Genomic DNA, 26,801 nt, shown 5'->3' on the forward strand with positions numbered 1-26,801 from the left:
CCCGAAGTCTAGATCAACGGGCGTTCCACATGCGCGGAAAAAACTGAACCTACCGTTCAAATTTTTTGTACTAAGCGCGCAACTAAGCGCACGCTTTTCGAGCGCCGTGAGTACCCGTTGACGCTTTGCAGCGCCGCGCCCGGCGGGTCTCTTGCAGTACCGCACAGCCGCGCCGCCGGCCGTGGGCCGTTGCCTAGCCAGACGGGGGTAATCTTTGTATGATGCGTCCCACCATACTGGGGTGCCCAACAAGCCATGCCGAGAAAAGCACGAGCGGTCGAGACAGCGTCGGAAAACGAAGTGCATGACAACGAGAAAGTCGTCACGCGCCGCCTTGCGCCCGAAGTCCGGGAACGCCAGATCGTGCTCAAGGCCGTCGACCACTTTGCTACCCATGGCTTCTCCGGCAGCACCCGTGAACTCGCGCGCCAGCTCGGCGTCACGCAGCCGCTGCTCTACCGTTATTTTCCGAGCAAGGAAGCATTGATCGACCGCGTGTACGAAGAGGTCTATCAATGGGACACCGGCTGGGAAAAGCTCATCAAGGACCGCTCCGTCCCAATCCAGGAGCGCATGGTCAGGTTCTACTCGTCGTACGCGGTGGTGATTTTGCGGCGCGAGTGGATCCGGATTTTCATCTTTGCCGGCCTGACGCGCGAAGGCATCAACTCCAAATATCTCGCACGCCTGCGTGAACGCGTGTTTCTGCCCGTCATGGCGGAAATCCGCTCGGCCTATGACCTTCCGGCGCCCACGGGGGCCAGGCAGCGCGAAATCGATCTGGAGTTGATCTGGAGCCTGCACGCGAGCATCTTCTATCTCGGCGTGCGCAAATGGATCTACGGCCTGCCGGTCACGGACGACATCGACGATCACATCGCGCGTCAGGTCGACGCGTTCCTCAATGGCGTGCCCGCGGCGCTCGAGCACGCGTCCAAAGAAACCGCCCGCTCGAAGCCCCCCTCCAAAGCCTGACCCCGCGCTGCAGCCGGGCCGCCGGTCACGCCGACTGCGCAGCCGGCCGGTCGCTTCACCTCTCATCGCTCACTCCCGTCTTTTCGAGTTCTACCGGGTAAACACCGGCATTACGCTGCTTTCTCCCGCCTGCGGATTCACCTACAATTTATCCATCGATCACTAATCGATCGATAAATAGCATAGCAGGAGTCGAACATGCCCGTTTCAAAACTTGCCCACTACTCGATTCGCACGACCGACCTCGAGCAATCCTGCCGCTTCTATGAGCGGATCCTCGGTTTCAGGCAGGGCTACCGTCCGCCCTTCGATTTTCCCGGCGCGTGGCTCTACAACGGCGGCGATGAAGCCGACTTCGGTACGGTCCATATCATCGGCGTGGATCCGCACAATCCCGCCGGACTCGCCGCCTATCTCGGCGACAAGCCACTGCCCGCCAGCGGCACGGGCACCGTCGACCATATTGCATTCCTCGCCACGGGCGTCGAACAGATATGGGAGACGCTCAAGGCGGAAGGCATCGCTTATCGCGAGCGCACCGTGCCAAGCCTCGGTCTGCACCAGGTGTTCATTGAAGACCCGTCCGGCGTGACCATTGAATTGAACTTCCCCGCCGAAGAAATCAGCCGTCTGGTTGAAGCACAGCCAGCCATCGCGCAAGCCACCCTCAGCGCCGGAGCGTAACCATGACCCATGCTTCTACACGCGCCAGGGCCATTATTGTCGGCGGCTCGTTGGGCGGCCTGTTCGCAGCCAATCTGCTGGTGCGCAACGGCTGGAGCGTCGACGTGTTCGAGCGGGTTCCGGAAGAACTCGCCGGACGCGGCGCCGGTATTGTCACGCACCCCGAATTGTTCGAAGCGCTGGCGGCGGCCGGTATCGATTTCGACGACTCCATCGGTGTCAAGGTGCAATCACGCGTCACGTTCGCGCAGAACGGCGCGGTGTTGTCGGCGCGCGATCTGCCACAAACACTGACAGCGTGGGGCAAGATGTATCACGTGTTGCGCGCCGCGTTGCCCGACGTTCACTACCATGCAGGCGGCACGGTCGCAGCGGTACAGGACGGCCCCGAAAAGGCGCTCGTGACGCTCGCCGACGGCACCGTATTGCATGCCGACCTGGTGATCGCCGCGGACGGCTTCAAATCGTCGATACGCGAGCAATTCCTGCCCGACGTCAAGCTTCAATACGCCGGTTATGTCGCATGGCGCGGTCTCGTCGACGAAGCAGCGCTGTCGCGCGAAACCCGCGAGGCGCTATTCGAGAAGTTTGCCTTCTGCCTGCCGCCGCGCGAGCAGATTCTCGGCTATCCGGTCGCAGGCCAGGGCAATAGCACGACCCCGGGCGAGCGTCGCTACAACTTCGTCTGGTATCGCGCGACGAGCGAAGACATTCAGTTGCCGAACCTGCTGACCGATCAGTCCGGCAAGCGCTGGGTGGGCGGTATTCCGCCGACGCTGATCCGTCAGGACATCCTCGCCGATATGGAGGAGGCCGCGCTCACGTTGCTTGCCCCGCAATTCGGCGAAGTCGTGACCAAGGCGAAGCAACCGCTCTTTCAGCCGATCTTCGATCTCGAAGTGCCGCAGATGGCGTTCGGCCGAATCGCCTTGCTCGGCGACGCCGCCTTCGTCGCGCGTCCGCATTGCGGCATGGGTGTCACCAAGGCGGCGAGCGACGCCATGGCGCTCGTCAAGGCGCTGCAAGCCCGCACGGACGTTAGGGAGGCTCTGGCGGACTACAGCCGCGAGCGCACCCAGGTCGGCGCGGCCATCGTGCAGCATGCGCGCCACCTCGGCGCCTATATGCAGGCGCAGTTGAAAAACGAAGTCGACCGTGAAATGGCCGAGCGCTATCGCACGCCCGACGCCGTGATGCGCGAAACCGCGGTACCCGCCCGTTTTTAATCTCCGCTGCGTGAGCGGCGGGTCCGATCAGTTAATGCAGCATCGAAACGCAGTCGTTTCGAAAGGACACACAGTGGAACATGGTGCCCCAACCTACTCGATGAGCGCGCAGTACGTCGCCACCGACCGGCCGCCCGCGGCCAATCCGCTACTCGACGATCCGCGCTTCCGCGCGCTCGTGCGTGAGCGGCGTATCTTCTCGTGGACGCTCACGATCCTCATGCTGGTCGTGTACTTCGCGTTTATCCTCACGCTCGCCTTCGCGCCCGCGCTGCTCGGACGGCCGATCGTCGACGGCTCGCCCGCACCGTGGGGCATTCCGGTCGGCTTCGGCATGTTCGTCTTTACCTTCGTGCTGGTCGCGGTATATGTCGCGCGGGCCAACACCCTTCACGATCGCGCCGTGAATGAGATCCGGCAAGGAGTACGGCCATGACACGCATCGCTCGATGGCGCGCCGCGCTACTTTTTTGCGCTTGCAACGCGCTCACCGCCCTGCCCGCGGCCGCGGCCGCTGCCGGCACCTCGGCGCCGGCACGATCGCACAATCCGATTGCAATCGGCATGTTCCTGCTGTTCGTCGCGTCGACGCTGTTTATTACGCGCTGGGCGGCGAGGAAAAACAACAGCGTCTCCGATCACTACGCGGCAGGCGGCAAAATCACCGCGTTTCAGAACGGCTGGGCGATTGCCGGCGACTACATGTCCGCCGCGTCGCTTCTCGGGATCTCCGCCCTCGTCTTCACAAGCGGCTATGACGGCTTGATCTATTCGATCGGCTTTCTCGCCAGCTGGCCGGTCATTCTCTTTCTGATCGCCGAGCCGTTGCGCAATCTCGGCCGCTATACGCTTGCCGACGTCGTGTCGTACCGGCTGCAACAGCGGCCCATTCGCGCCTTCGCCGCTTCCAGCTCGATCGTGATCGTTCTGCTCTATCTGGTCTCGCAGATGGTCGGCGCGGGTAAGCTCGTCGAATTGCTGTTTGGCTTCAACTACACGGTTGCTGTCGTGATGGTGGGCGTGCTGATGGTGGTGTATGTGTTTTTTGGCGGCATGCTCGCCACCACCTGGATTCAAATCATCAAGGCAGCCCTGCTGCTCGCGGGCGCCGCCTTCATGGCGTTCATGGTGCTGAGCCGCTTCGGCTTCAGTATGAACGCGCTGTTCGCGCAGGCGATACTGGCGCATCCGAAGCATGCTGCGATTATGAGTCCGGGCGGCCTGGTCTCGGATCCGGTTTCCGCCGTCTCGCTCGGTTTGGCGCTGATCTTCGGTACGGCCGGACTGCCGCATATCCTGATGCGCTTTTTCACCGTGAGCGACGCCAAAGCCGCGCGCAAGAGCATCCTGTACGCGACCGGCATTGTCGGTATCGGCTACGCGCTGATCATCATTATCGGCTTCGGGACGATTGCTCTGGTGGCGACCGATCCGCACTATCACACGGCCTCCGGCGCCGTGATCGGCGGCGTGAATATGGTGGCCATCCATCTGGCGCACGCGGTGGGCGGCAACGTGTTTCTCGGCTTCATCTGCGCGGTGGCCTTCTCGACCATTCTCGCGGTCGTCGCAGGCCTGACGCTGGCCGGCTCTTCCGCCGTCTCGCATGATCTGTACGCGAATGTGATTCGCCGCGGCGCCGCCACGGATCGCGAGGAAATGCACGTCTCGCGAATCACCACGCTGGTGCTCGGTGTGCTCGCGATTCTGCTGGGGATCGCTTTCGAGAAACAGAACATCGCGTTTATCGTCAGTCTGACTTTTTCGATTGCGGCCAGCTCGAATTTCCCGGTGCTGCTGCTGTCGATCTACTGGCGCGGACTGACTACGCGAGGCGCGGTGCTGGGCGGCTCGCTCGGCCTGATCTCGGCCGTCACCTTGACCATTCTGAGCCCGACCGTCTGGGTGCAGGTGCTCGGTCATGCGCATGCGATCTATCCGTATGAATACCCCGCGCTGTTCTCGATGATCGTGGCCTTCGCCGGCGTGTTCTTTTTCTCCATCACCGATACCTCGGCACGCGGTGCACGCGAACGCGCGCTGTATGGCGATCAGCTGGTGGACTGCGAACTCGGCATGGTGAAGCACGGATAACACTCGCCACCAAAAAACCCATCACGGAGACTGATTCATGGATTGCACGTGCTGTATTTCGCCGAAACGCCGCCGCTTGCTCGGGACGATGGCCGCACTCGCCGGCGGTCTCGCCTCGGGAGGCCCCGCCACCGCCGCCACGCCCTCGGCCACCGGCATGGCCGGTGCCGCGGGCGCGTCCAGCACGCTCGGTAAAGGCCGCTCGATTGATATTCACGCGCACTACTACCCGGAAAGCTATTGTGAAAGGGTGGGCAGCGAAGGCGCGAAGTTCGGCGGCAAGTTCACCTGCGACGCCACCAGTTTCAGCTTCCAGACACCGGCAGGCGGACTGGGACCGCTGCCGCTTAAATTCATCAGGATAGACGAACGGCTCGCCGACATGGATGCGTCCGGCGTCGACATGCAAGCGCTGTCATTGAGCGTGCCGATGGCCTACTGGGCCGACCGTGCCTTCAATGCAGAGCTTGCGAGGACATGGAACGACGCGGCTTCGCAGGTCCATCTCCAACATCCGACCCGCTTCGTGGTGCTGGCCACCTTGCCGATGCTCAATCCACACGACGCAATCGACGAACTCGAACGCGCGTCCGAGTTGCCCGGCGTGCGCGGGGTCTATATGGGGACCAACATCAACAATCGGGATCTCGACGACCCGCTGTTCGAACCGGTCTTCGCTCGCATTGAACAGCTGGATCTGCCGGTGTTTCTGCATCCCCAGCAGACAGTCGGCGGTGCGCGACTCGGCGACTTCTACCTGAGCAACCTGCTGGGCAACCCGTTCGACACGGCCATTGCCGGTTCGCATCTGATCCTGGGCGGCGTGCTGGACCGGCACCCCGGGTTGAACATTACGTTGCCGCACGCCGGCGGCGCATTGCCGATCCTGATGGGCCGCATCGACGCAGGTTGGACAGTTCGCCCCGAAACGCGGCGACTGGCGCAGAAGCCAAGCAGCTATTTGCGCCGCTTCAACTACGACACGGTCTCGCACTCCGGACCCGTGCTGGACTTCCTGATCCAGAACATCGGCATCGACCGGCTGGTGCTCGGCAGCGACTACTGCTTCGATATGGGCTACGAGCAGCCGGTCACGTTCCTGGATCGTCTCACGCTGCCCCCCGACCAGAAGAACCTGATTCTTGGCGGCAACGCAGCACAGTTGCTGAAAATCTAGTACGCCTCGGCTTTCTGCGCCATGACCGGCATCCGGTCGATGGCGGAGGCCAGCATCATGGCCGCGGCGTTAACCGGTTTCGTGCTCCGCACTCTCGGTTTATAGATCAGATCGTCGCGGCGGATCACCAGCCCACTCAGCGCACAGCGCCCCTTCAGGCGGGCGCGGCAACCGATCCACACCTGGTCGTCGTAGCGGCAGCGGGTTGCGTCCTGCCACCGCACGGCAATCGACGTCTCGGACAGACGCTCGATCACTTCCACCACGATATGCGACGACAACCCGTAAGCGGCCACGCGAGACGCCGCTCGTGCCGGGTAAGCCTCGCCTGCGCCCTGGAGGCGATGGTGCGGCAAAAGCTCATGAATCACGTGATCCCAGACGGCGACACTATCCGTGTAATGCGCGACCGCGATCGTTTCTGTTGCCGTTTCCATGGGTTGTTTCCTCGAATGCATGAAAAAAAGCATACGACGGCGCGTTCCAAAGCGTTGCTAATTTTTATTAATTGTCCTGAGGCCACGTGCCGATCGACGGGTTCGCGCAGGCATGATTCGCTTATGCGCCCACTGGAGAGCAACATGAACACAGCATCGAGGCCGACATGAAGATTGCCATCGCCGGAGGTTCCATCGCCGGACTCGCATGCGCGTTGACGCTGACGTGCACGGGTCACGAGGTGCACATTTACGAGCGCTCCGCCGCGCCGCTGCGAGGCCGCGGCGGCGGCGTCGTGGTGCTGCGGCAGATGCTGCAGTTTCTCGACCAGCACGGCCACCGGACACGCGCCATGCTGGCGGTGCCGACCCGCCGGCGGCGCTGGATCGATAGCGCCGGCACGGTCATCCGCGACGACCCCGAGTTGCTGCCGTTTTCATCGTGGGACACCGTCTACCGGTCGCTGTGCAGCATGCTGCCGCCGGGAGCGGTTCACTACGGGCACGCCGTGGCAAGCGTGGCCGAAGACGCGGAAGGTGTCGAGATCCGTTTCGACGACGACATGGCACCGGTTCACGCGGACCTGCTGATCGCCGCCGACGGCACCGCCTCGCGACTTCGCGCCATGCTGTTTCCCGGCAGCGTCGCGTCGTACGCCGGCTACCTGGCGTGGCGCGGGGTGGTCGAGGAAAACGCTTTCGGCCACGCCGACACCGCGGAACTGACCGAGAACATGACCTTGTTCCAGGCGCCGGGCGAACTGTTCATGACGTTCCTGATTCCCGCACTGGACGGCTCCCTCGAACCCGGCAGGCGTCGTTTTAACTGGCTCTGGTATCGCAACGAAACCGACGCCTCGGCGATCGACGCGTTTCTGACCGGACGCGACGGTCGGCGGCATCATGCCTCTGTGGCGCCCGGCGAACTGTCCGCGCAGTCGCAGTCGTACTTGCAGCGCACGGCGCTCGACGGACTGCCCCGAACGCTTTCGCAACTCGTGCTCGCAACCGGGGCACCTTTCCTTCAGGCCATCTCCGACGCGCTGAGCCCGTCGTTCGCCAAAGGCCGGATTGCGCTGGTCGGCGACGCCGCGTGCACACTGCGTCCTCATACGGGCTCCGGCACCTCGAAAGCGGCCGGCGACGCCGTCAGCCTCGCGCAAGCCCTGAGCGAGCCCGCTGAGGACGTGGTGCAGGTACTCGCCGACTGGGCCGCGGCACGGCGCGCGGCGGTCGAGCCCCTGCTTCTCAAGGGCCCGCGGCTTGCCCAGTCGTTCGGGCTCGGTTCGGCTTGACGCTCGCGCAGGCGTTTTTGCGGCAGTCCGTCCAGCCGCCGCCTTGGCCCTATACGAGCGGATTAGACGCGTGAATGCATTGATGAATGCGCGAACCGTATGTAGGGATGGCGCGAGCCCGCTACGGATCGTATTGTGTCCACATCAGGCAAGACGTGCCGCCTGGTTCAACCGGATCAAGAGGTCAAAGCGGCTATGGACAGAATTTTCAGCATGCGCGTGTTCTCGCGGGTCGCGGAGACCGGCAACTTCAGTGCGGTTGCAAAACACATGGAATGCAGCGCGGGCAATATTTCTCGCGCGGTCGTGTCGCTCGAAGAACATCTCCACACGCGGCTCCTGCAACGGACAACGCGCAGTGTCTCGCTCACCGAATGCGGCGAGCGATACTACCAGCGCTGCAAGAAAATTCTCGCGGATATCGACGACGCCGACGCCGAAGCCAGCGACGCCCACACACTCCCGCGCGGCAAGTTGAGAGTTCACGCCGTGCCCGACATCGGGCTGAAACAGTTGACGTCCACAATCGTCGAATACCGGCACGCGTTTCCAGCGGTCTCCGTCGATCTGAAACTGCTGCCCGGCATGGCGAATCTGATTGAAGACGAGTTCGACGTGTCGATCGTATCGGTGTCGTCGTTGCCGGACTCCCGCAACGTGAGCCGGCTTATCGGACGGTGCGAGCGCATTCTGGTGGCCGCGCCGGACTATCTCACGCGGCATCCTGTCCAAAGTGTAAACGACCTGCCGAATCACACGCTCATGCAGACCAGTTCGTCCTTCGATCCGCCCTCGGACTGGCCATCGGAGCTTACCGGCCATAGCGCGGCGAACCCGGAGGTGGCCGGACACTTTGTCGTCAACACCATGCAGGCGCTCAGGGTCGCGTTGCTGGCGGGGGCCGGCGTGGGCGCCGTACCGACTTACTCGGTCGTGGACGAACTCAGGGAAGGCAAGCTGGTTCAGCTCTTTCCGGATTATCCGCTTCAGACCACCAATGTCTTTGTGGTTTATCCGTCACGCCAATTCGTCGACGCAAAAATAAAAACGTTCGTTGAATTCCTGATCGTGTCGCTCAAACAGAAACTCGATTTGCGAATTGCGAATCTGACAGTGGACTCGGCCGTACATACTGAGCCCGAGCTGCAGGCCTGATACACGTTGCGCATCAGAATCCGCCGAATTAATTGATCGCTTGCAAAACCCGGAGCACATTAAAAATTAATATTCGACACGCATAATTTTCCGACATAATCTGGGCAGCACACCGATTATCACCACTCCCTGCTTTTGCAACGCGAACGGACTTGCGTATGTAACGCGACAAACAGAGGTGACGGATCATGTCGAACCATGCAAATACATCCATTGCCCCGGCATCCCGGCGGAAAGATTCACTCGGATGTCTATCGAATCAATTACACAAAGATCTCGAACTCGCAGCAGACCAATTCTCGTTTTATCGCAAGTGCAGGCGCGAGGAGAAGACCAGCGAAGTGGCCACGCCCGCTTCGGATCGCGGCTTCCTGGTCGGCGTTTCGCTAACTGCTGGCCACCGCCGCCGGATCATGTCGGGAAACCGCTCGACGGTCTATGACTTCGAAAAGGATTCGGTCTACGTTCGCAATTTCGCGGAAGACTACCGCGCCGATCTGCACGGTGCGTTCGACTTCGTGTTAGTCGAGTTCTCCCATGCCTTCATCACGAACACCTGCTACGAGCGAAACGGCTCGGCAATCAGCGGCTTTCTGGCTCCCGCCGGCCGCAACGACGCGGTCTTCGGTCACCTCGCGCGAGTGCTCGCGCTGACACTGGAGCGCCCGGGTGAGGCGAGCCCGCTATTTGTCGAACAACTCGGCATCACCCTTGCCATGCATTTAATCGACCGGTACGGCAACGCGCCGGCTCAATCGGTCAGCAAAAACCAGCGACTCTCGCGCCTGCTCGAAACGCGCGCGAAAGACATGCTGCTTTCGAAAGCCCAAGGCAACGTTTCGCTCGAGGAAATCGCGAGCGCCTGCAACCTGTCGCGCAGCTACTTCATCCGCGCATTCCGCGAAACCACGGGTCGCACGCCGCATCGGTGGCTGTTGGAGCAGCGCATTGAACGTGCGCGCGAACTGCTTCGGCATTCCGATTCGTCGCTGCCGGAGATTGCCATTGCGTGCGGCTTTTCCGACCAAAGTCACTTCACGCGAACCTTCTCGCAACTGGTCGGCACCCCGCCAGGAAGCTGGCGCCGCCAGGCCGGCAACTGAGTGAACGCCGAGCAAACCGCACGCTTCGCGATTGGCTCAGACCCGGTTTTCTTCTGCCGCTTTCATCGGAGAAGCGCGAGCCGAACGCATAGCGTTCTGGCTACACGGTAGACTTTCCTGCAAAACATCGCACTAACGTGCAAGACGCTCGACCGGTGGCGCGATAGGCTCGCACCATGCAAGGTCCGGCGCATGCTCCGCCCCCTCCCGTTCGTGTAGCGCCCGCGCATGCTCCGCTGCCTCGGTCTCTTGTGTTCAACCCGTAAACATCATGATCGAAATAGGTCGCTTTCAAATCGATCTGGAGATGCGCACGTTGCGGCGAAACGGTGAAGTCGTGCGTCTCGGCTCGCGTGCCTTCGATATCCTTGCCGTGGTCGCTGCGGCCGGCGGCCAGCTCGTCACGAAGGACGCGTTGATGAATGCGGTGTGGCCCAACACCGTCGTCGAAGAAAACAATATTCAGGTTCACCTCTCGGCGTTGCGAAAAATACTCGGCCCGGACCGGGACATGATTCTCACGGTGCCGGGCCGCGGTTATCAACTTGTGCAACGGCAGAAGACCGCCGCGCCCGACGAGACCCGTGCGCCGGCGTCAGGCGTGCGACATGCGCCGCCGCCCGAATCCGGGTTGCTGGGGCGCAACGCCGAGGTCGAGTTGATCCGCTCGATGCTGCGACAGACTCATGTGTTGACGCTGGTGGGTGCCGGAGGAATCGGCAAAACGCGGCTGGCAATCGAGGCCGCTCGCCATACCCCGGCGAGCTTGACGGAGCCTGTCTGCTTAGTCGAACTCGCTGCGCTGACGACGCAGGAGGCCGTGCTCGGCGCCATTGCGGAAAGCTGCGGCGTGGCGCGAACTGGCGCGCAAATCGACATCGCCCGCCTGGCGGCGGCGCTAGCCGGCCAATCCAGGCTCCTGGTGCTCGATAACGCGGAGCATGTCATCTGCGCCGTGGCGCTTATCGTGGACGCGCTAGTCGCCGTCAACGATACGCTCCGGGTGCTGGTCACAAGCCGCGAGCCGCTTCGGATCATGGCCGAAACGGTATTTCGCGTCGATCCGCTCGATGTGCCGCCGCCTGATGCCGGCGATGCGGACATTCTGCGTTGTTCGGCGGTGAAGCTGTTCCTGCTGCGCGCCGAGTCGTTGCAAACAAGCGTGGCCACCGATAGCGCGGAGATCCGGCTCGTCGGCGAGATTTGCCGCCGGCTGGACGGCATTCCGCTCGCCATCGAACTGGCGGCCGCTCGCGTGGCCACGCTCGGCGTGGAAGGCGTATGCCGCCGGCTGGATGACCGCATGGCGATTCTGGCGGGCGGCTACCGCACCGCGCTGCCGCGTCATCAAACCTTGCGCGCCACCTTCGACTGGAGCTTTGCGTTACTCGACACAGGCACGCAATCCATCTTCCGGCGTCTGGCGATATTCGGCGGCAGCTTTACGTTCGAGGCGATGTGCGCCGTCGTGTGCGACGACGAACTCATGGCGGCGAATGCGATCGGCGGCATCGCCGAGCTCGTGGCGAAATCGCTCGTCAGCGTGAGTTTCGAAGGACCGGCGGCGAACTATCGCCTGTCCGAATCGACCCGCGCCTACGCGTTGGAAAAGCTTCAGGCCGAAGGCGAAGTGCAGGACATCACGTTGCGCCATGCGCGCTATCTGTCCTTGAGCTTTCAGACTCGAGCGTCGGCCGATCGTGTGAACGAGCGCGGCAATCCGCCGGATTTTCAGCAAACACTCGACGATGCGCGCGCCGCATTCGACTGGGCGTTTTCCGCCGATGGCGACCCGCGCGTCGGCGTCGAACTGGCCTCGAATCTGGTCGGGGCATTACGCGACGCCGGCATGATCGAAGAGTGCTGCACGCGCGCCGCACAGGCCGCCCGTGCGCTGGACCAGTTGCCGGCCGGATCGGTGGACGCCGCCAGCGAGCGGCGCGTGCGCGCTCCGCTGGCCGGTGACGCCCGCGTACCCGGTTACGACTCGAGGAATTCCAGCAGATCCGCATTCACACGGTCCGCGTGCGTCGTGCACAGACCGTGGGGCGCACCTTCATAGACCTTCAGCTGCGCATTCGGCATGATTTTCGCCGACAGCTTGCCGGAGTCGTCAAGCGGCACGATCTGGTCGGCGTCGCCCTGCAGGACGAGTGCGGGCACCGTCACCTTCTTCAGATCCTCGTTGAAATCGGTTTCCGAAAAGGCCTTCACGCAGTCGTACAGACCCTTGATCGAGCCTTGCATACCGATCTGCCAGAACGCATCGATTGTGCCTTGCGACACCTTCGCGTCCGGGCGATTGAAGCCATAGAACGGCACGGCCAGATCCTTGAAGAACTGCGAGCGGTTGTTTTTCACACCATCGCGAATGTCGTTGAACACCGAGATCGGCAAGCCGCCTGGATTCGCTTCCGTCTTCAACATGATCGGCGGGACTGCCGCGATGAGCACAGCCTTCGCCACCCGCTTCGTACCGTGCCGGCCAATGTAGCGCGCCACTTCTCCGCCGCCGGTCGAGTGCCCGACCATCACGATGTTCGTCAGATCGAGCGCTTCGATCAGCTCGGCGAGATCGTCCGCATAGGTGTCCATTTCATTGCCGTTCCACGGCTGCGATGAACGGCCGTGACCTCGACGGTCATGCGCAATCACGCGATAACCGCGTTCCGCGAGGAAGAACATCTGCGCGTCCCATGCGTCCGCGTCGAGCGGCCAGCCATGCGAGAACGTAACCGGTTGGCCCGTGCCCCAATCCTTGTAATAGAGTTCCGTACCGTCCTTGGTGGTGAAATATGCCATCGCTGTTGCTCCTGTGGAAATCGTTGACCGGCATGCACCGGTGGGCCATGCGTTTGCTGAGTATTCGCTATGGGCCGCCCGCGCTTCTTTCCAATCGCCCGACTTTTTCACATTTGCACGGTTGAGCGACGACTCGACGCGCGGTCGCTCTGCCCACGACAAACCACCGTGCGAATTCACAAAGACGGTGCCGCGCACTGAATCCTCATGGCCCGAAACGCCCTAAGCTGCAGCCATCTCAAGTGACCGCTCCGGTCCACTGGGCACCCACGTCGGCCCCCGCGTGCAGCGCACGCCTGCAACCCATCCGTCTTCCGTCATCAGGACACCGTCATGTGGATCGTCAGACTCGCGTTGCAACGGCCCTATACGTTTATCGTTCTGGCCGTACTGCTGTTTATCCTGGGCCCGCTGGCGATCCTCCGCACGCCCACGGACATCTTTCCGAATATCAACATTCCGGTGGTCAGCATTGTCTGGTCGTACAACGGCTTTTCCGCCGAGGACATGGCGCACCGGATCACCTCGAACTACGAACGCGCGCTGACGACCGACGTGGACGATATCGAACATATCGAATCCCAGTCGCTCAACGGTGTCTCCGTCGTGAAGATCTTCTTTCACCCCGGCGCCGACATCAACCGCGCGATTGCCGAAGCCGCCTCGAATTCCGCGTCGATTCTGCGCGTCCTGCCGCCGGGTACGCTGCCGCCGAACATCATCACCTACAACGCCTCGACCGTGCCGGTGCTTCAGCTCGGCCTGTCCAGCAATACGCTGCCCGAACAGACGCTGTACGACCTCGGCAACAGCTTCATCCGCACCCAGCTCGCCACCGTGCAAGGCGCCGCGGTGCCGCTGCCGTTCGGTGGCAAGATTCGCCAGATCATGGTCGAACTCGATCCGCAGGCCTTGCAGGCAAAAGGGCTTGCGCCGGCTGACGTCGTCAACGCCGTGAACGCGCAGAATCTCATCCTGCCGGGCGGCACCGCGAAGATCGGCGCAAAGGAATACAACGTGCAGATGAACGGCAGCACCGATACGGTCGCCGCGCTGAACAATCTGCCGGTCAAAACGATCGACGGCGGCGTGGTGTACGTGCGCGATGTGGCCCACGTGATCGACGGCTATGCGCCGCAAACCAATATCGTACGCAGCGACGGCAAGCGCGCCGCGTTGCTCCAGGTGGAAAAGACCGGCAGCGCGTCCACGCTCACCATCATTCAGCAGGTCAAGGCCATGCTGCCGAAAATCGCAGCGGGCCTGCCGAAGGCGCTGGTCATCACGCCGCTGTCGGATCAATCGGTGTTCGTAAAGTCGGCGATCATGGGCGTGGTGCGCGAAGCACTGATCGCGGCTTGCCTCACGGCAGTGATGATCCTGCTGTTCCTCGGCAGCTGGCGCGCCACACTGATCATCGCCGTGTCGATTCCGCTCGCCGTTCTGACGTCCCTGATCGCGTTGTCGGCTCTCGGCGAGACCATCAACATCATGACGTTGGGCGGCCTCGCATTGGCGGTCGGGATTCTGGTCGACGACGCCACCGTTGCGATCGAAAACATCACGCATCATCTGGAAAACGGCGAGCCGCTACACGATGCCATCCTGAACGGCTCAGGCGAGATCGCCGTGCCGACCTTCGTCTCCACGCTGTCCATCTGCATCGTATTCGTGCCGATGTTCCTGCTCTCCGGCGTCGCGCGCTATCTGTTCGTGCCGCTTGCGGAGGCGGTCGTGTTCGCGATGTGCGCGTCGTATTTCTTCTCGCGCACCCTGATTCCGACGCTCGCGATGTATCTGATGCGCGCCCCGTCGAAGGACGGCGCCGCCGCGCAGGGGCGCTTCGGTGTGCTGGTCCGGTTTCAGGCCGGTTTCGAACATCGCTTCGAGACACTGCGCAACGGCTATCGCACCGTGCTGCAAGGGGCGATCGCTCGCCGCGGCCGGTTTATCGGCATCTTCCTGCTGTTGTGCTTCAGTTCGCTCGCGCTGATTCCGTTTGCGGGGCGCGACTTCTTCCCCGCAGTCGATACCGGTGAAATCCGCCTGCATCTGCGCGCGCCTACCGGCACCCGCATCGAACAGACCGCCCGTATCACCGACGAGGTCGAATCCCGCATCGACAGCGTCATTCCCAAACAGGATCAGGCGGCCGTGCTCGACAACATCGGCGTGCCGGTCAGCGGCATCAACCTGACCTACGACTCGTCCGACCCGATCGGCCCGGAAGACGCCGATATCATGCTGACGCTCAAGCCCGGCGCCGGCCCGACCGCGGCCTATATCGCGAAGCTGCGCAACGTGCTGAACGTATCGTTCCCCGGGGTGACGTTTTCGTTCCTGCCGGCCGATATCGTCAGTCAGATTCTCAACTTCGGCCTGCCCGCGCCGATCGATATCCAGATCGTCGGCAATAAGCTGGAAGCGAACCGCGTTGTCGCGGATCACCTGCTGGCGAAGCTGCGCAGCGTGCGCGGCCTCGTCGACGCGCGCATTCAGCAACCGGGCGACGCCCCCGCGATCGAGGTGGACGTCGATCGGACGAAGGCGATCCAGGCCGGCCTCACGCAACGCGACGTCGCGCAGAATCTGCTGATCGCGCTCTCCGGCAGTTCGCAAACCACGCCGAACTTCTGGCTCGATCCGAAGAACGGGGTGAGTTATCCGCTGATGGCTGAAGTGCCGCAGTACGATATTCACTCGCTGCAAACGCTGGCCAACATTCCGATCACCACCTTGGGGCCCGCCACGGCGCCGCGCAATCTGCTCGGCACGCTCGGTGTGATGTCGCGCAGCACGCAACAGGCCGTTGTCTCGCACTACAACGTGCAACCCGTGCTCGACATCTTTGCGTCAACGCAGGGCCGCGATCTGGGCGGCGTCGCCGCCGACGTGTCGCATCTCGTCGATGCCGCGCGCGCCGAGCTGCCGGCCGGTTCGTCGATCGTGATCCGCGGCCAGGTGCAGTCGATGAACGAATCGTTCAGCGGCCTTGAATCAGGACTCATCTTCGCGATCGCGCTTGTCTACCTGCTGATGGTTGTGAATTTCCAGTCGTGGATCGACCCGCTCATCATCGTGAGCGGTTTGCCGGGCTCGCTGGCCGGCATCGCGTGGATGCTGTTCACGACGCACACCACGCTCAGCGTGCCCGCCTTGACCGGCACGATCCTGTGTATCGGCATTGCCACGGCGAACAGCATTCTCGTGATCAACACTGCGCGCGAGCTGCTGCAACACGGCGCCGATCCGCTCACTGCCGCGCTCGAGGCGGGATTCAGCCGCTTTCGCCCGGTGCTGATGACCGCGCTCGCCATGCTGATCGGCATGACGCCGATGGCGCTCGGTCTCGGCGACGGCGGCGAACAGAATGCGCCGCTCGGCCGCGCCGTGATCGGCGGTCTCGGCATCGGCACCGTTTCCACGCTGCTGTTCGTGCCGGTGGTATTTGCGGTAGTTCACACCTTGCTCGCCAGGCGCCGCGCCCGATACGCCGAGGCCACCGCCACGCCCCAAGTGCAATGAAAAATGCCCACCACAGGAACCCATCATGAACACCCCTGATACTCGTCCGGAACGCGACGGCGCCGCCACGAGCGCGGGCCTGCCTGCGCTGCGCGCGACGCCGCCACGCATGCCCGTCCGCTCGCGCGCGTGGAGCCGCTACCGCCTGCCGCTGATTCTGACAGGCGTGGCCGCGGTGCTGCTGATCATCGGTATCGTGCCCCGACTGCGAGCCGGTTCTGCGCTTGGCGAACAGGTCGCCGCGCAAAGCGCGTTGACCGTCAAGGTCGTGTCGCCGGGCCTCGCGCCGGCTTCGCAAGACCTGCTGTTGCCCGGCGCGGTCATGCCCTATGCGGATGCCTCCGTGTATGCGCGAACCAGCGGCTATATTCAGCGCTGGTACGCCGATATCGGCACGAAGGTGAAGGCGGGCCAACTGCTCGCGACCATCGCAACACCGGAGCTCGACGCGCAATTGCAACAGGCGCGCGCCGACGCCGCCACCGCACAGGCCAACTACAACTACGCCCTCACCACCTCGCAACGCTGGCAGCAAATGCTGCAGACCCAGTCCGTTTCGCAACAGGACGCGGATACCAAAACCGCCGACATGCAGGCTAAACGCGCCACCCTGGCATCGGCTCGGGCGAACGTCGCGCGGCTCACCGAGATGGTGTCGTATGAAAAAGTCACCGCGCCGTTCGACGGAGTGGTGACCGTGCGCAATGTGGACGTCGGCGCGCTGGTCACCGCGGGTGGAACGCCCGGGCTCGCCGCGCCCGCCAACGAACTGTTCCACGTCGCGCAGACGGATGTGTTGCGCACCTTCACCGATATTCCGCAGAACGACGCGAGCTTCATCACCGTGGGCACCCAGGTCTATCTGACGACCCAGCAGTATCCGGGCCGCCACTTCGCGGCGCGGGTCGCGCGCAGTTCGGACGTGATCGATCCCACGAGCCGCACGATGCGCGTGGAAGTCGACGTGGACAACACGGACGGCGCGCTGCGTCCCGGCGCTTACGTCCAGGTGCATCTCGCGCTGGACACCGCGCACCCCGCGCTCGAACTGCCGGTGAGCGCGTTGCTGTTCCGCCCGGGCGGCGTGACCGTAGCGGTGGTCGGCGACGACAACAAGGTCACGCTGAAGAACGTGACTATCGGCCGCGATTTCGGCACCTATGTGGAAATCGCCACGGGTCTCGCAGCGTCAGACCGCGCGATCGACAACCCCGGCGACGCCGTCACTGCCGGCGACACCGTGCAGGTGCTGCGCCCGTCCGCCGCCGAGCCGGCGTCTGGCACTTCGGCCGCACACGGCTGATGCCGTCCCACCCAAGGAAGCGGATCATGCCCATCCTGCCCATGACATTCCCGCGCAAAACGCTGGCCCTCGGCGTCGCGTGCGCGCTGACGGCATGCTCGACCTTGCCCCGTTACAGCGTCCCCGAGGCGGCCGTGCCGGCTCGCTACGCGGCGCCTGCCGGCCCTGCGGAAGCGGCGCCTGGCTGGGCCGTGGCGACACCGGGCGATACGCAAGCACGCGGCGACTGGTGGACGCTCTTCAACGACCCCGAGTTGAACCGGCTCGAAGACCAGCTGGCCGTATCGAATCAAACTGTCAAACGGGCAGTCGCGCAGTTGCAGCAGGCGCGCTCGATGATCGACTACCAGCACGCGGGCCTTCTACCCACGATAACGGCCGGCGCCGCGCAATCGCGCGCGCGCCTTTCGCAGAACGTGGAAGGCCATTCGCTTGCCGGCCGTACGGTACCCGACTATTCGCTGGGGCTGAACGCTTCGTGGGAACCGGATCTGTTCGGGCGGGTACGCGACGCCGAGGTGAATGCGCGCGACAACGCCCAGGCGAGCGAAGCGGATCTCGAGGCGGTGCGTCTCTCCATGAGCACTGACCTGGCGCGCGATTACTTCGCGCTGCGTGCGCTCGACATCCAGAAGAAACTGCTCGACGACAGCGTGAGCGCTTATGCAGCGGCACTGGCCATCCTCAGACAACAACTGGCCGACGGCGCGATCGATGCGTCCGCAACCGCGCAAGCCGAAACACAACTGGAAGAGACGCGTTCGCAGGCAACCGATATCGCGGTCCAGCGCGCCCAGATGGTCCATGCCATCGCGACTCTGATCGGCGTGCCCGCCTCGTCGTTTTCGCTTGCCCCAAAGGTCGAATCGATTCCCGTGCCGCAGATTCCGGCGGGCGTGCCGTCGCAACTGCTCGAACGCCGGCCCGACATCGCCGCAGCAGAACGGCGTGTCGCCGCCGCCAACGCGCAGATCGGCGAAGCCAAGGCGGCGTTCTATCCAGACCTCACGCTGAGCGCCAGCGCCGGTCTCGAAAGCACCTTCTTTGCGCCGTGGCTGACGGCGCCGAGTCTGTTCTGGTCGATCGGTCCGCAACTCGTCGGCACGCTGTTCGACGGCGGCAAACGCGACGCCGCGTTAAATGGCGCCACGGCTCAATACGATGGTTCGGTGGCCGATTACCGGCAAACGGTGCTTGTCGCATTCCAGCAGGTCGAGGACAACCTCTCGGCGCTCGACACGCTCGCGAGCGAAGCGCAAAGCCAGCAGCGCGCCACGGCCGCCGCGGAACGCTCGCTCAGGCTGACCCAGAACCGCTATCAGGCCGGCGCGGTCAGTTACCTCGACGTCGTCACCGTGCAAACCATTGCGCTGACCAACCAGCGCACGGAAGCTCGGATCCAGGCAAGACGCGTGGATGCGAGCGTGCAGTTGTTGAAGGCGCTCGGAGGCGGATGGGATCGCACGCTGCTCTCGTCGTCGCGAAGCAAGGATTAAGGTGCCTACCGGCGGCGGCGTGCGAATCGGCAAGTGAGTCGAGATCGCCTCGGCGGCGCCTGAATGGCACGCATGCGACGCGAATGCCGCAAAACGGCCAACGCTACCCACAGGGCAGCCCCGGCCGTTTTGAATTGTGGATCCTCATGGGGAGAATCCTGGCGAATCAACTGCTAAAAGAAGATCGACATGCCGCGGCTCGCGGCATGTCGATTTGAGCTTACTTCGCGAGCGCCTGATCCAGCATGCTGCCTGCCAGTGCGGTGGCGCCCAGCGCAGCAGGCGTATTGCGCAGCGGGTTCAGCATCATGAAGTCATGCATCGTGCCGAGGAAACGTACAGCCGTCACATTGACACCGGCCTGCGCGAGCTTGTGCGCATACGCCTCGCCCTCATGCCGCAGCACGTCGTTCTCATCGGTGATGACGAGCGCCGGCGGCAAGCCCTTGAGCGCGTCGAGCGATGCCCGCAGCGGCGAGACGTGCGGGTCGTTAGCCTGCGCTTCAGTGGCGTTCGGCAGATACGCGTCCCAGAACCATTTCATCGCCGGCTTCGTGAGCCACGGGCCGTTCGGGAACGCCTCGTAGGTCGAATCGTCCAGGGTGTAATCGGTCACGGGGTAGAACATCGCCTGAAAGCGGATCGCCGGGCCATGACGCTCTTTCGCCATCTGCGCGACCACGGCCACCATGTTGCCGCCCACGCTGTCGCCGGCGAGAGCGAGACGGTTTGCATCGACATCGAACTCTTGCGGATGCTCGGCGACATATTTCGTTGCGGCGTAGTCCTGCTCGATTGCCACCGGGAATTGCGCTTCGGGCGAAGGTTCATATTCCACGAAAACGACCGTTGCATGCGCGCGGTTCGCGAGTTCGCGGACCAGTCGGTCGTGCGTGGCGGCGTTACCCAGAATCCAGCCGCCGCCGTGGAAGTACATGATGACCGGCGTCGTGCCCTTGACGTCGGCCGGCCGGATCACGCGAACCATCGTCTTGCCGGTCGGACCGACGGGCAGCGTAACTTCCTTCTCATGTGCCGGGGCGAGTTTGCCGTTCGGATCGGCCTGCACGTCGTCCAGCACCTTGCGCGCGGCCTGCGGCGTCATGGTGTACAGCGGCGGCCCACCTGCGGCGGTCAGCTTGTCGATAAACGCCTGGGTTGTGGGCTCGAGTTGCGGGATCGTTTCCGCCGACGCAGCACTCGCAAGCGAACCGGCTAGCAACGCCGAACCGACAGCCACCAATGAAACGACTTTCTTCATTTCCTTCTCCGTAGTACCGGCATTGAGCCGATCGTTTGAAAAACTGCCCCGTGTCGCGCCGTCGTATCAACGTGATGCAAACCGTCCCACGAACACCGGCAAGCCACGAAAGAACGTTATCCGAAGCACATGGCGACAACCATCCCTACATCCGTTTCACGGACGCTGCGAATGGTTTGGCTTCCTCATATCCAGGTTTGGCTCGGAGAAGAAAAGTCCTTCCGCGAGCGGTCAACGAAAAGCGCCCGCTGCATGAGCGGGCGGGTTCGTCGAATGCCTGTGGACTTGCGAGGGGTTAAAGGCGCGCTGTATGCGCCGTGACACATACGCTAAACGCGCGGCTCGTTGAGCATCGCTAGCCGGACATCGGCAGCGTGAAGACGAAGACCGTTCCACCCGGGGATCCGGGCGCGGCAGTAAGCGTCCCGCCATGCGCATCGATGATGGATTTGCAGATTGCAAGTCCCATCCCCATGCCGGTTTCTTTTGTCGTGAAGAAGGCGTCGAAGATGCGCGAGGCGATCTCCTCGCTGATCCCGCTGCCGTTGTCTTGTACCGATACGGCCACCATCCCCTGTTCGTTGATGCAGGAGGTCACGCTCAGCCAGCGCTGCTTCGCGTCGAGATGACTCATTGCGTCGGCGGCGTTCATCACAAGGTTGAACAGCACCTGCTGCAACTGCACCCGATCGGCCATCACCGAACAGTCTGCAGAAAGATCGAGCCGGACTGCCAGGCTGCGTTGCTCGATTTCAGCGGCCGCCAGTTCGAATACTTCACGCACGACCCCGTCGATCGGGATCGGGATGAAGCTCGGCTTGGATTCCTTCGCCAGCGACTGCAATGAACGGATGATGTCGCCCGCCCGCTTGCCGTCCTTCACGATATCGCGCAGACCGCCCAGCGCTTCGGGAATGTCCGGCACCGGCCGGTTGAGCCAGCGCACGCCGGCACTCGCGTTCGACACGATCGATGCCAGCGGCTGATTGATCTCGTGCGCAATCGAGGCCGCCAGCTCACCCATGGTGGTCGCCCGCGAGGCCTTGGCCAGTTCGATCTTGGCGTTCTGCAAGGCGAGCTCGGTGGTATGCCGATCGGTGAAATCCGTGACGACGCCGACAAAATTGGTCTCGCCCGACGGTTCGCCGAGCACTTCGAGGTGTTTAATGGTTCCCGCGGGCGTCACCACCCGGAACTTCTGCCGAAACGGCATGCGATTGCGCGCCGCCCGCTCGACGGTCTCCTGGTAGACGCCCACGTCTTCCGGGTGAATCCGCTCGAGGATGGCCTGGGTGCCTAAACTCCCTTCTTCCATCGGCAGGCCGAACACGTTGTAAAGCTCTTTGGACCAGTAGCGTTCACCCGTCTGCGCGTTCCAGATATAGCTTCCGGAGCGACTGATCCGTTGCCCCAGCGCAAGCGCCTCCTCGCTCATACGCAAAGCCGCTTCGGTTTCCCGACGGCGCTTGTTTTCTTCCACAAGCTCGGCGTAGAGGCGCGCCGTTTCGAGTGAAATAGCCGCTTGCGACGCGAGCAATTCGAGCACGGACGTGCGGTTCTCCGTGAACACGCCGGCAGTCAGGTTGTTCTCCAGATAGAGCGCGCCGACTGCATTGCCCTGTTTGACCAGCGGCAAACAACACATTGAGCGAACGGGCCGGCTCGCGAAGGCGGCATCGAACGAAAAGCGCGGATCGCTCTGCACGTCATCCACCACGACCGGTTTGCGTGTGCGCAAGGCCGTGTAGAACACGGAGGCCGGCACCTGCTCACGCGTAACCGTGTCGACGCTCAGCGTCACCCGAACGCCCTCTGGCGCCTCCTGCCCGCTCGCCTCGACAACCGGCACATTGCCCTTCAACAGGATCAACATGCCGCGCTGCGCACCGGCATGAACAATCGCCAGCGTGACGAGGGTGCGGATCAGTTTGTCGAGCACGATCTCCTCGGACAGCGCCTGCGACGACTTCAGCGCGGACACGAGATCGAATTGCGCCTGCGCATCGGCAATTTCAACCGAGGGGCGCGACGCCGCCGGCCGCTCGATCGATACCTGTGCGGGACGACCCGCGCGTTCGAGTTGTTTGACCTTGGCGAGCGCGCCCCAACGTGTGTAACTGTCGATCGCGTGGCGACGATGGTGGCGCGCCGCGCTGAAGAGACCGTTTGCTTCGCAACACACCGACGCCAGTTCGTGAGCAAGCGCGGTGCTATGGTTGAAGCCGTTTTCCGAGCCGGCCACGGCGGCCTGCTCGTACAGCGCCATGGCGGCGAGCGGCGTACCCTTAAGCCGCGCCACTTCGGCCTCGACGAGAAGCATCTTGTCGCGGAAGGTCGCCGGATTGAGCTGCGCCCAAGTCCTGAGTCTCGCGAGATGCGGCTCGATTTGCGCCACCGCGCCAGCCGCTTCGTCTTCCGCCGCAGCCACCTTCGCGAGATTGAGCGCCGCATAAAAATGATAGTCGAGCAGATGAATATGCGCGGGAGTCGCCCACTTCAATTTACCGGCTTCGACAAGACAATACTGCGCGTGCTCGTATTCACCGTGAAAATAACAGGACACGCCTTTGAGCAGCCAGATCCAGAAGCGCAGCGTCGCCATCTGGGTGTCGAGCAGGTCGGCGTCGAATGTCATGCGTCCGTCGACCACCACGCCGAAGTTGCCCGGCAAACCGGGACCGCCAGTCAAACTGTGCACATAGCGCTTCTGCAGTTCGAGGATATCCTCGACGTCCTTGAATCGCACGCGTCTCGCGTATGACAGGCCAAGGTCGATTTCCCGGTCGACCTGGTCCAACGGGACGCCCATCGTCAACAGATCCGAGACGATGTGATTGCATGAATAGCAACTCATGATCAGATCGCCGCTGGGACGCGCCGACTCGAATGCGTCGCGTGCGCATGCCAGCACATAGGGAAGCGGCTGAGTCCAGACAGCGACCGTATCGAGCGCCACCAGTGCGCTCGTGGCCACCGTGTTGAAGCCGCGCGCTTCCACCAGCGTGCGTGCCAGGCGGGAGAACTCGAAGCCCTCTTCGTAGCGGCCGAAAAATTCCGCCACGTACACGCCGAACCACGCGAGACAATGGGCCGATGCCGCGGTGATACCGTGATCGACGGTGAGTTGCACCATGCGGCACAAATGCAGGAAACCCAGCCGTTCGTTTACGAACGAGGCGGGTGCGTAGATACTGGCCAGCAGATTCATTTCCGACTCGATGACCTCGTCGTGCAAGGTCGGCAAGTCGGCGAGCGAAGCGACCGTGCGCGCCTTGAGCGACTCGGTGAGCCGGCTGTAAGCGGTTTCGACGTCGGCGGCTTCCGGATAGCGGGGCAGATACGTACCGAATAGCCTGAAGCCTTCGAGCGCCGTCTCGACTGCGGCCTCATAGTCCGACAGATGCTGGTACATGCTGGCTTTCAGCCTGTACACCAATGCGCGCGCAACGACAGACAGCTCGCGGCTCAGCAGCTTCTCGATCTCCGTCCCCGCCGCCTCGAAGTTCGCATCCATCATATGGCACTGCACGCGCAGAACCCCCATATCGAAGCTGAGGGTTTGCACGTAGTCCAGGCCGCTCGCGTCGAGCAGCTTTTGCGCGACGTCGATGTAACCCAGGGCGGACTGAATAGCGACCGCTTCTTTCGCATGACGCGCCGCCTGCAGGCAAATCCTCGCGAAAACCGTGGTCTCGTTCACGTCCAGATCACCTAGCGCGCCGGCTGCCTGCGCGCGCTCAATATGGTGGGCAAGGTAGAACGCCGACTGCTGAACCGCGTGCACATCGAAATCCTGCAACAGGATGCGTGCAATACGGGCATGTTCGACGCCACGCTCAGCCGCCGGCGTCAACTCGTAGGCGGCCTCCTGAATCCGGTCATGAGCAAACGCGAAGCCCGTGCGGTCGGAGACGATCAGGCCCGCCTCAAAGGCGGCATGCAGGCGCTGCTCCAAATCCAGGCCGTCTGCGTGATCGATCCGCGCGAGGATCGATCTGTCAAGCCGACGCCCCATAAAGGCCAGCAGTCTCAGAACGGCCTGCGCCTCGCGAGGCAATCGCGACAGACGCGCCACCATCAGGTCGACGACGTTATCAGACGACTCGTACTCACCGATGTGATCGATACGCCACGTCCAGCTCGCCGTACCACCGTCGTAGGCAATCAGTTGATGATCGACCAGCGCGAGCAGCAACTGCTTGATAAAAAATGGATTGCCGCCGGTCTTTTCATACACGACGGCGGCCAGCGGAAGGACATGCGCGGCATCGCAATGCAGCGCATCGGCCAGCAACGCGGCAACGTTCGCGGTGTCGAGCGGCGTGACGACGAGTGTGGTCACGCGCGCACCGGTGTTCGGCAGCGACGTCAGGAAAGACTTGAACTTGGGCGAGCGCTCGACTTCGTTGTCGCGATAGGCGCAGATCAGCAGCACGTGCCGGATCTCGGCGGTCGTGACGAAGCTGGCGATGAAATTCAAGGTGGCGTCGTCGAACCAGTGTACGTCGTCGAAGAACAGGATCAATGGGTGCGCTTGCGTCGCGAAGACCGACAGCAGGCGCGTGATCAGCGCCTGAAAACGAAGTTGCGCTTCCACCGGCGGGAGATCGGTCACGTCCGGCTGCGGGCCAAGCACCACTTCCAGTTCGGGAACGAAGCTCACCAGGAGTTTGCCTTGAAGGCCGATCGCGTCGCGCAGCACCGCGCGCCAGCGGTCCAACTCGCTGTCGCTCTCGCCGAGAATGCGCTGGAACAGCGAGCGTATCGCCTGCATCAAAGGCGCGTAGGGCGCGTTCTGGCCGTACTGTTCGAGCTTCCCCGACGCAAACAGCGTCGGCGTCTGCGCGGTCGCACGGTGCACGCTGCGCACGAGTTCGGATTTCCCGGCGCCAGAGTAACCGGACACGAAAATCAGTTCCGCGACACCCTGCTGCGCATTGCGTGCGAACGCGTCCAGCAGAGCCCCATATTCTTGCGCGCGACCGAACAGCCGCGTGGTGACGGCGAGGTTTCTGACGTTGTCTTCCGCGGCCGGCTCGAATGGGACGATGTGCTGCATTTCGTTCCAGTCGGCGAGGCAACGCCGCAGATCGGCCTCGAGACTCGAGGCGCTTTGATAGCGCTCCGCAGCGTTTTTGGCCAGCAGCTTCAGTACGATCGATCCAAGTACGGCGGGCAAGGACCGACGATATTGCCGCGGGTCGGCAGGCTGACGGGCCACGTGGTTATACACCCACTCGAGCGGCTCGGTCGCCTCGAAAGGCAACTGCCCGGTGAGCAACTCGTACAACGTCACGCCGAGCGAATAGAGATCGCTACGCTCGTCGGCCAGGCCTTCCGCACGCCGCGCCTGTTCCGGCGACATATAGGCCAGCGTACCGTACAGAGTATCCACGGGCTCGGCGGACGGATCGCCGGCCTGCCCGAGGGCGTCGCGAAAACCGAGCAGGCGGATCGTGCCGTTGGCTGCTTCGATCAGATTGGTCGGCTTGATATCCCGATGCAGCACGCCGCGCGTATGCGCGAGCCGCAGCGCGCGCGCGGCGCCGATCGCAATGCGTAGAAAGCGGCCAATCGCAAGGGTGCTGTCGACCGGCGGAAAAATCAGCGCACCGCCGTTGTCCTCGTACACCAGCACCGGCCCTCGCGAGAGTCGTATCAGCGCGAGCGGCCGCACGGCCCATGCGGAATCGAGTTTGCCGGCCAGTACGAACTCGCGCTGCAGGCGCCGGGACACGGCGTCCAAAGGCGCATCGGCCGGCACGGCGACCAGCCACGACTGGACGCCGTCGTGCGACCTCGCGCGATACCGCACGATATTGCCGTCGACCAGCAGCGCCTCGAGCGACAACTGGTCGAACCAGACCTGATCGAAATGCACCGTAACACCGGGGTCCTGCGACGATCCGCGAAAACCCTCGACCAATGCCTGCGTGCTCAATTCACTTCTCCCTTTCGTCCGGTGGCAAGCAGGATCGAATCGAGCAGTACGTCTTCCACAAAGGGTTTGTGCAGAAAACCGACTGCCTCGTGCAGCGTTGCTCGCCTAACCGTTTCGTCGTCACCGTGCGCCGACATGATCTCGTTCGGCAGTTTCTGGCGCGAAGTGTACAGCGTTGGATGCGTCCCGGTCTGTCTGGACCGTGCGGACCCCACGCCTGTGTTCGCCAGCGAGATGCGCGGATGCGCGAACGGACCCCATCGCATGTTACGGGCGGGAGGGGGTTCCGCGACATCACACGTAGGTATAGCTTCCGCGTGCGGGCCG

18 protein-coding genes are annotated in these 26,801 nt (G+C 63.0%); 13 read left to right on the forward strand and 5 right to left on the reverse strand.

Annotated elements, in window-relative coordinates; all coding sequences use genetic code 11:
- Positions 1-255: 255 nt before the first annotated feature.
- From HWX91_RS13530 to HWX91_RS13555, 6 genes are all read left to right on the forward strand, one after another.
- Positions 256-975 carry a TetR/AcrR family transcriptional regulator gene (locus HWX91_RS13530; RefSeq protein ID WP_028194231.1) on the forward strand — a complete coding sequence of 240 codons (720 nt, stop codon included), beginning with the start codon at positions 256-258 and terminating at the stop codon, positions 973-975.
- A gap of 198 nt (positions 976-1,173) precedes the next feature.
- Positions 1,174-1,659 carry a VOC family protein gene (locus HWX91_RS13535; RefSeq protein WP_028194232.1) on the forward strand — a complete coding sequence of 162 codons (486 nt, stop codon included), beginning with the start codon at positions 1,174-1,176 and terminating at the stop codon, positions 1,657-1,659.
- Positions 1,660-1,661: 2 nt separating this feature from the next.
- On the forward strand, positions 1,662-2,885 hold the full coding sequence (locus tag HWX91_RS13540; protein ID WP_028194233.1) for an FAD binding domain-containing protein: 1,224 nt from the start codon (positions 1,662-1,664) through the stop codon (positions 2,883-2,885).
- Between the two features lie 73 nt (positions 2,886-2,958).
- Positions 2,959-3,321, forward strand: a complete 363-nt coding sequence (locus HWX91_RS13545; RefSeq protein WP_028194234.1) for a DUF485 domain-containing protein — start codon at positions 2,959-2,961, stop codon at positions 3,319-3,321.
- The gene (gene actP, locus HWX91_RS13550) at positions 3,318-4,979 is read left to right on the forward strand and encodes a cation/acetate symporter ActP (protein ID WP_028194235.1); all 1,662 of its coding nucleotides are present in this window, start codon (positions 3,318-3,320) and stop codon (positions 4,977-4,979) included. The genes HWX91_RS13545 and actP overlap by 4 nt, the downstream gene beginning before the upstream one ends.
- 37 nt (positions 4,980-5,016) lie before the next feature.
- A complete protein-coding gene (locus HWX91_RS13555) occupies positions 5,017-6,156 on the forward strand; it encodes an amidohydrolase family protein (RefSeq protein WP_028194236.1) in 1,140 nt (379 codons plus the stop codon).
- Here HWX91_RS13555 and HWX91_RS13560 read toward each other — a convergent pair.
- Complete coding sequence (locus HWX91_RS13560) at positions 6,153-6,593, reverse strand: DUF3331 domain-containing protein (protein ID WP_042273698.1); 441 nt, start codon at positions 6,591-6,593, stop codon at positions 6,153-6,155. The two genes, HWX91_RS13555 and HWX91_RS13560, sit on opposite strands and share 4 nt — an antisense overlap.
- 167 nt (positions 6,594-6,760) lie before the next feature.
- On the opposite strand from HWX91_RS13560, the gene HWX91_RS13565 reads away from it, so the two are divergent.
- From HWX91_RS13565 to HWX91_RS13580, 4 genes are all read left to right on the forward strand, one after another.
- On the forward strand, positions 6,761-7,888 hold the full coding sequence (locus HWX91_RS13565; protein WP_028194237.1) for an FAD binding domain-containing protein: 1,128 nt from the start codon (positions 6,761-6,763) through the stop codon (positions 7,886-7,888).
- A 195-nt stretch (positions 7,889-8,083) separates the two neighbouring features.
- Positions 8,084-9,043: a LysR family transcriptional regulator gene (locus tag HWX91_RS13570; protein WP_028194238.1), complete on the forward strand. Its 960-nt coding sequence runs from the start codon at positions 8,084-8,086 to the stop codon at positions 9,041-9,043.
- A 188-nt stretch (positions 9,044-9,231) separates the two neighbouring features.
- Positions 9,232-10,146, forward strand: coding sequence for a helix-turn-helix domain-containing protein (locus tag HWX91_RS13575; RefSeq protein ID WP_028194239.1), 915 nt, complete (start codon positions 9,232-9,234; stop codon positions 10,144-10,146).
- A gap of 271 nt (positions 10,147-10,417) precedes the next feature.
- Complete coding sequence (locus HWX91_RS13580; protein ID WP_081832908.1) at positions 10,418-12,208, forward strand: ATP-binding protein; 1,791 nt, start codon at positions 10,418-10,420, stop codon at positions 12,206-12,208.
- On the opposite strand, the gene HWX91_RS13585 is transcribed toward HWX91_RS13580, so the two are convergent.
- Entirely contained in the window at positions 12,127-12,948 is an 822-nt protein-coding gene (locus HWX91_RS13585) for an alpha/beta fold hydrolase (protein WP_028194240.1), read from the reverse strand. The genes HWX91_RS13580 and HWX91_RS13585 overlap by 82 nt on opposite strands.
- Positions 12,949-13,281: 333 nt before the next feature.
- Here HWX91_RS13585 and HWX91_RS13590 point away from each other — a divergent pair, with 333 nt between their 5' ends.
- Genes HWX91_RS13590 through HWX91_RS13600 form a run of 3 tightly spaced genes read left to right on the forward strand, consistent with a single transcriptional unit; the run spans position 13,282 to position 19,272 of the window.
- Entirely contained in the window at positions 13,282-16,473 is a 3,192-nt protein-coding gene (locus HWX91_RS13590; protein ID WP_028194241.1) for an efflux RND transporter permease subunit, read from the forward strand.
- A gap of 25 nt (positions 16,474-16,498) precedes the next feature.
- Positions 16,499-17,776, forward strand: coding sequence for an efflux RND transporter periplasmic adaptor subunit (locus tag HWX91_RS13595; protein WP_081832909.1), 1,278 nt, complete (start codon positions 16,499-16,501; stop codon positions 17,774-17,776).
- A 26-nt stretch (positions 17,777-17,802) separates the two neighbouring features.
- Complete coding sequence (locus HWX91_RS13600; RefSeq protein ID WP_028194242.1) at positions 17,803-19,272, forward strand: efflux transporter outer membrane subunit; 1,470 nt, start codon at positions 17,803-17,805, stop codon at positions 19,270-19,272.
- 220 nt (positions 19,273-19,492) lie between these two features.
- Here HWX91_RS13600 and HWX91_RS13605 read toward each other — a convergent pair whose 3' ends face one another.
- From HWX91_RS13605 to HWX91_RS40495, 3 genes are all read right to left on the reverse strand, one after another.
- Entirely contained in the window at positions 19,493-20,533 is a 1,041-nt protein-coding gene (locus HWX91_RS13605) for an alpha/beta hydrolase (protein ID WP_028194243.1), read from the reverse strand.
- 355 nt (positions 20,534-20,888) lie between these two features.
- Positions 20,889-26,474, reverse strand: a complete 5,586-nt coding sequence (locus HWX91_RS13610) for a trifunctional serine/threonine-protein kinase/ATP-binding protein/sensor histidine kinase (protein ID WP_028194244.1) — start codon at positions 26,472-26,474, stop codon at positions 20,889-20,891.
- A complete protein-coding gene (locus HWX91_RS40495; protein ID WP_052660604.1) occupies positions 26,471-26,740 on the reverse strand; it encodes a response regulator in 270 nt (89 codons plus the stop codon). Before HWX91_RS40495 ends, HWX91_RS13610 begins: the two co-directional genes overlap by 4 nt.
- Positions 26,741-26,801: the final 61 nt, after the last annotated feature.

This window comes from Paraburkholderia fungorum (genome assembly GCF_902833645.1).
Classification (GTDB): Bacteria; Pseudomonadota; Gammaproteobacteria; order Burkholderiales; family Burkholderiaceae; genus Paraburkholderia; species Paraburkholderia fungorum.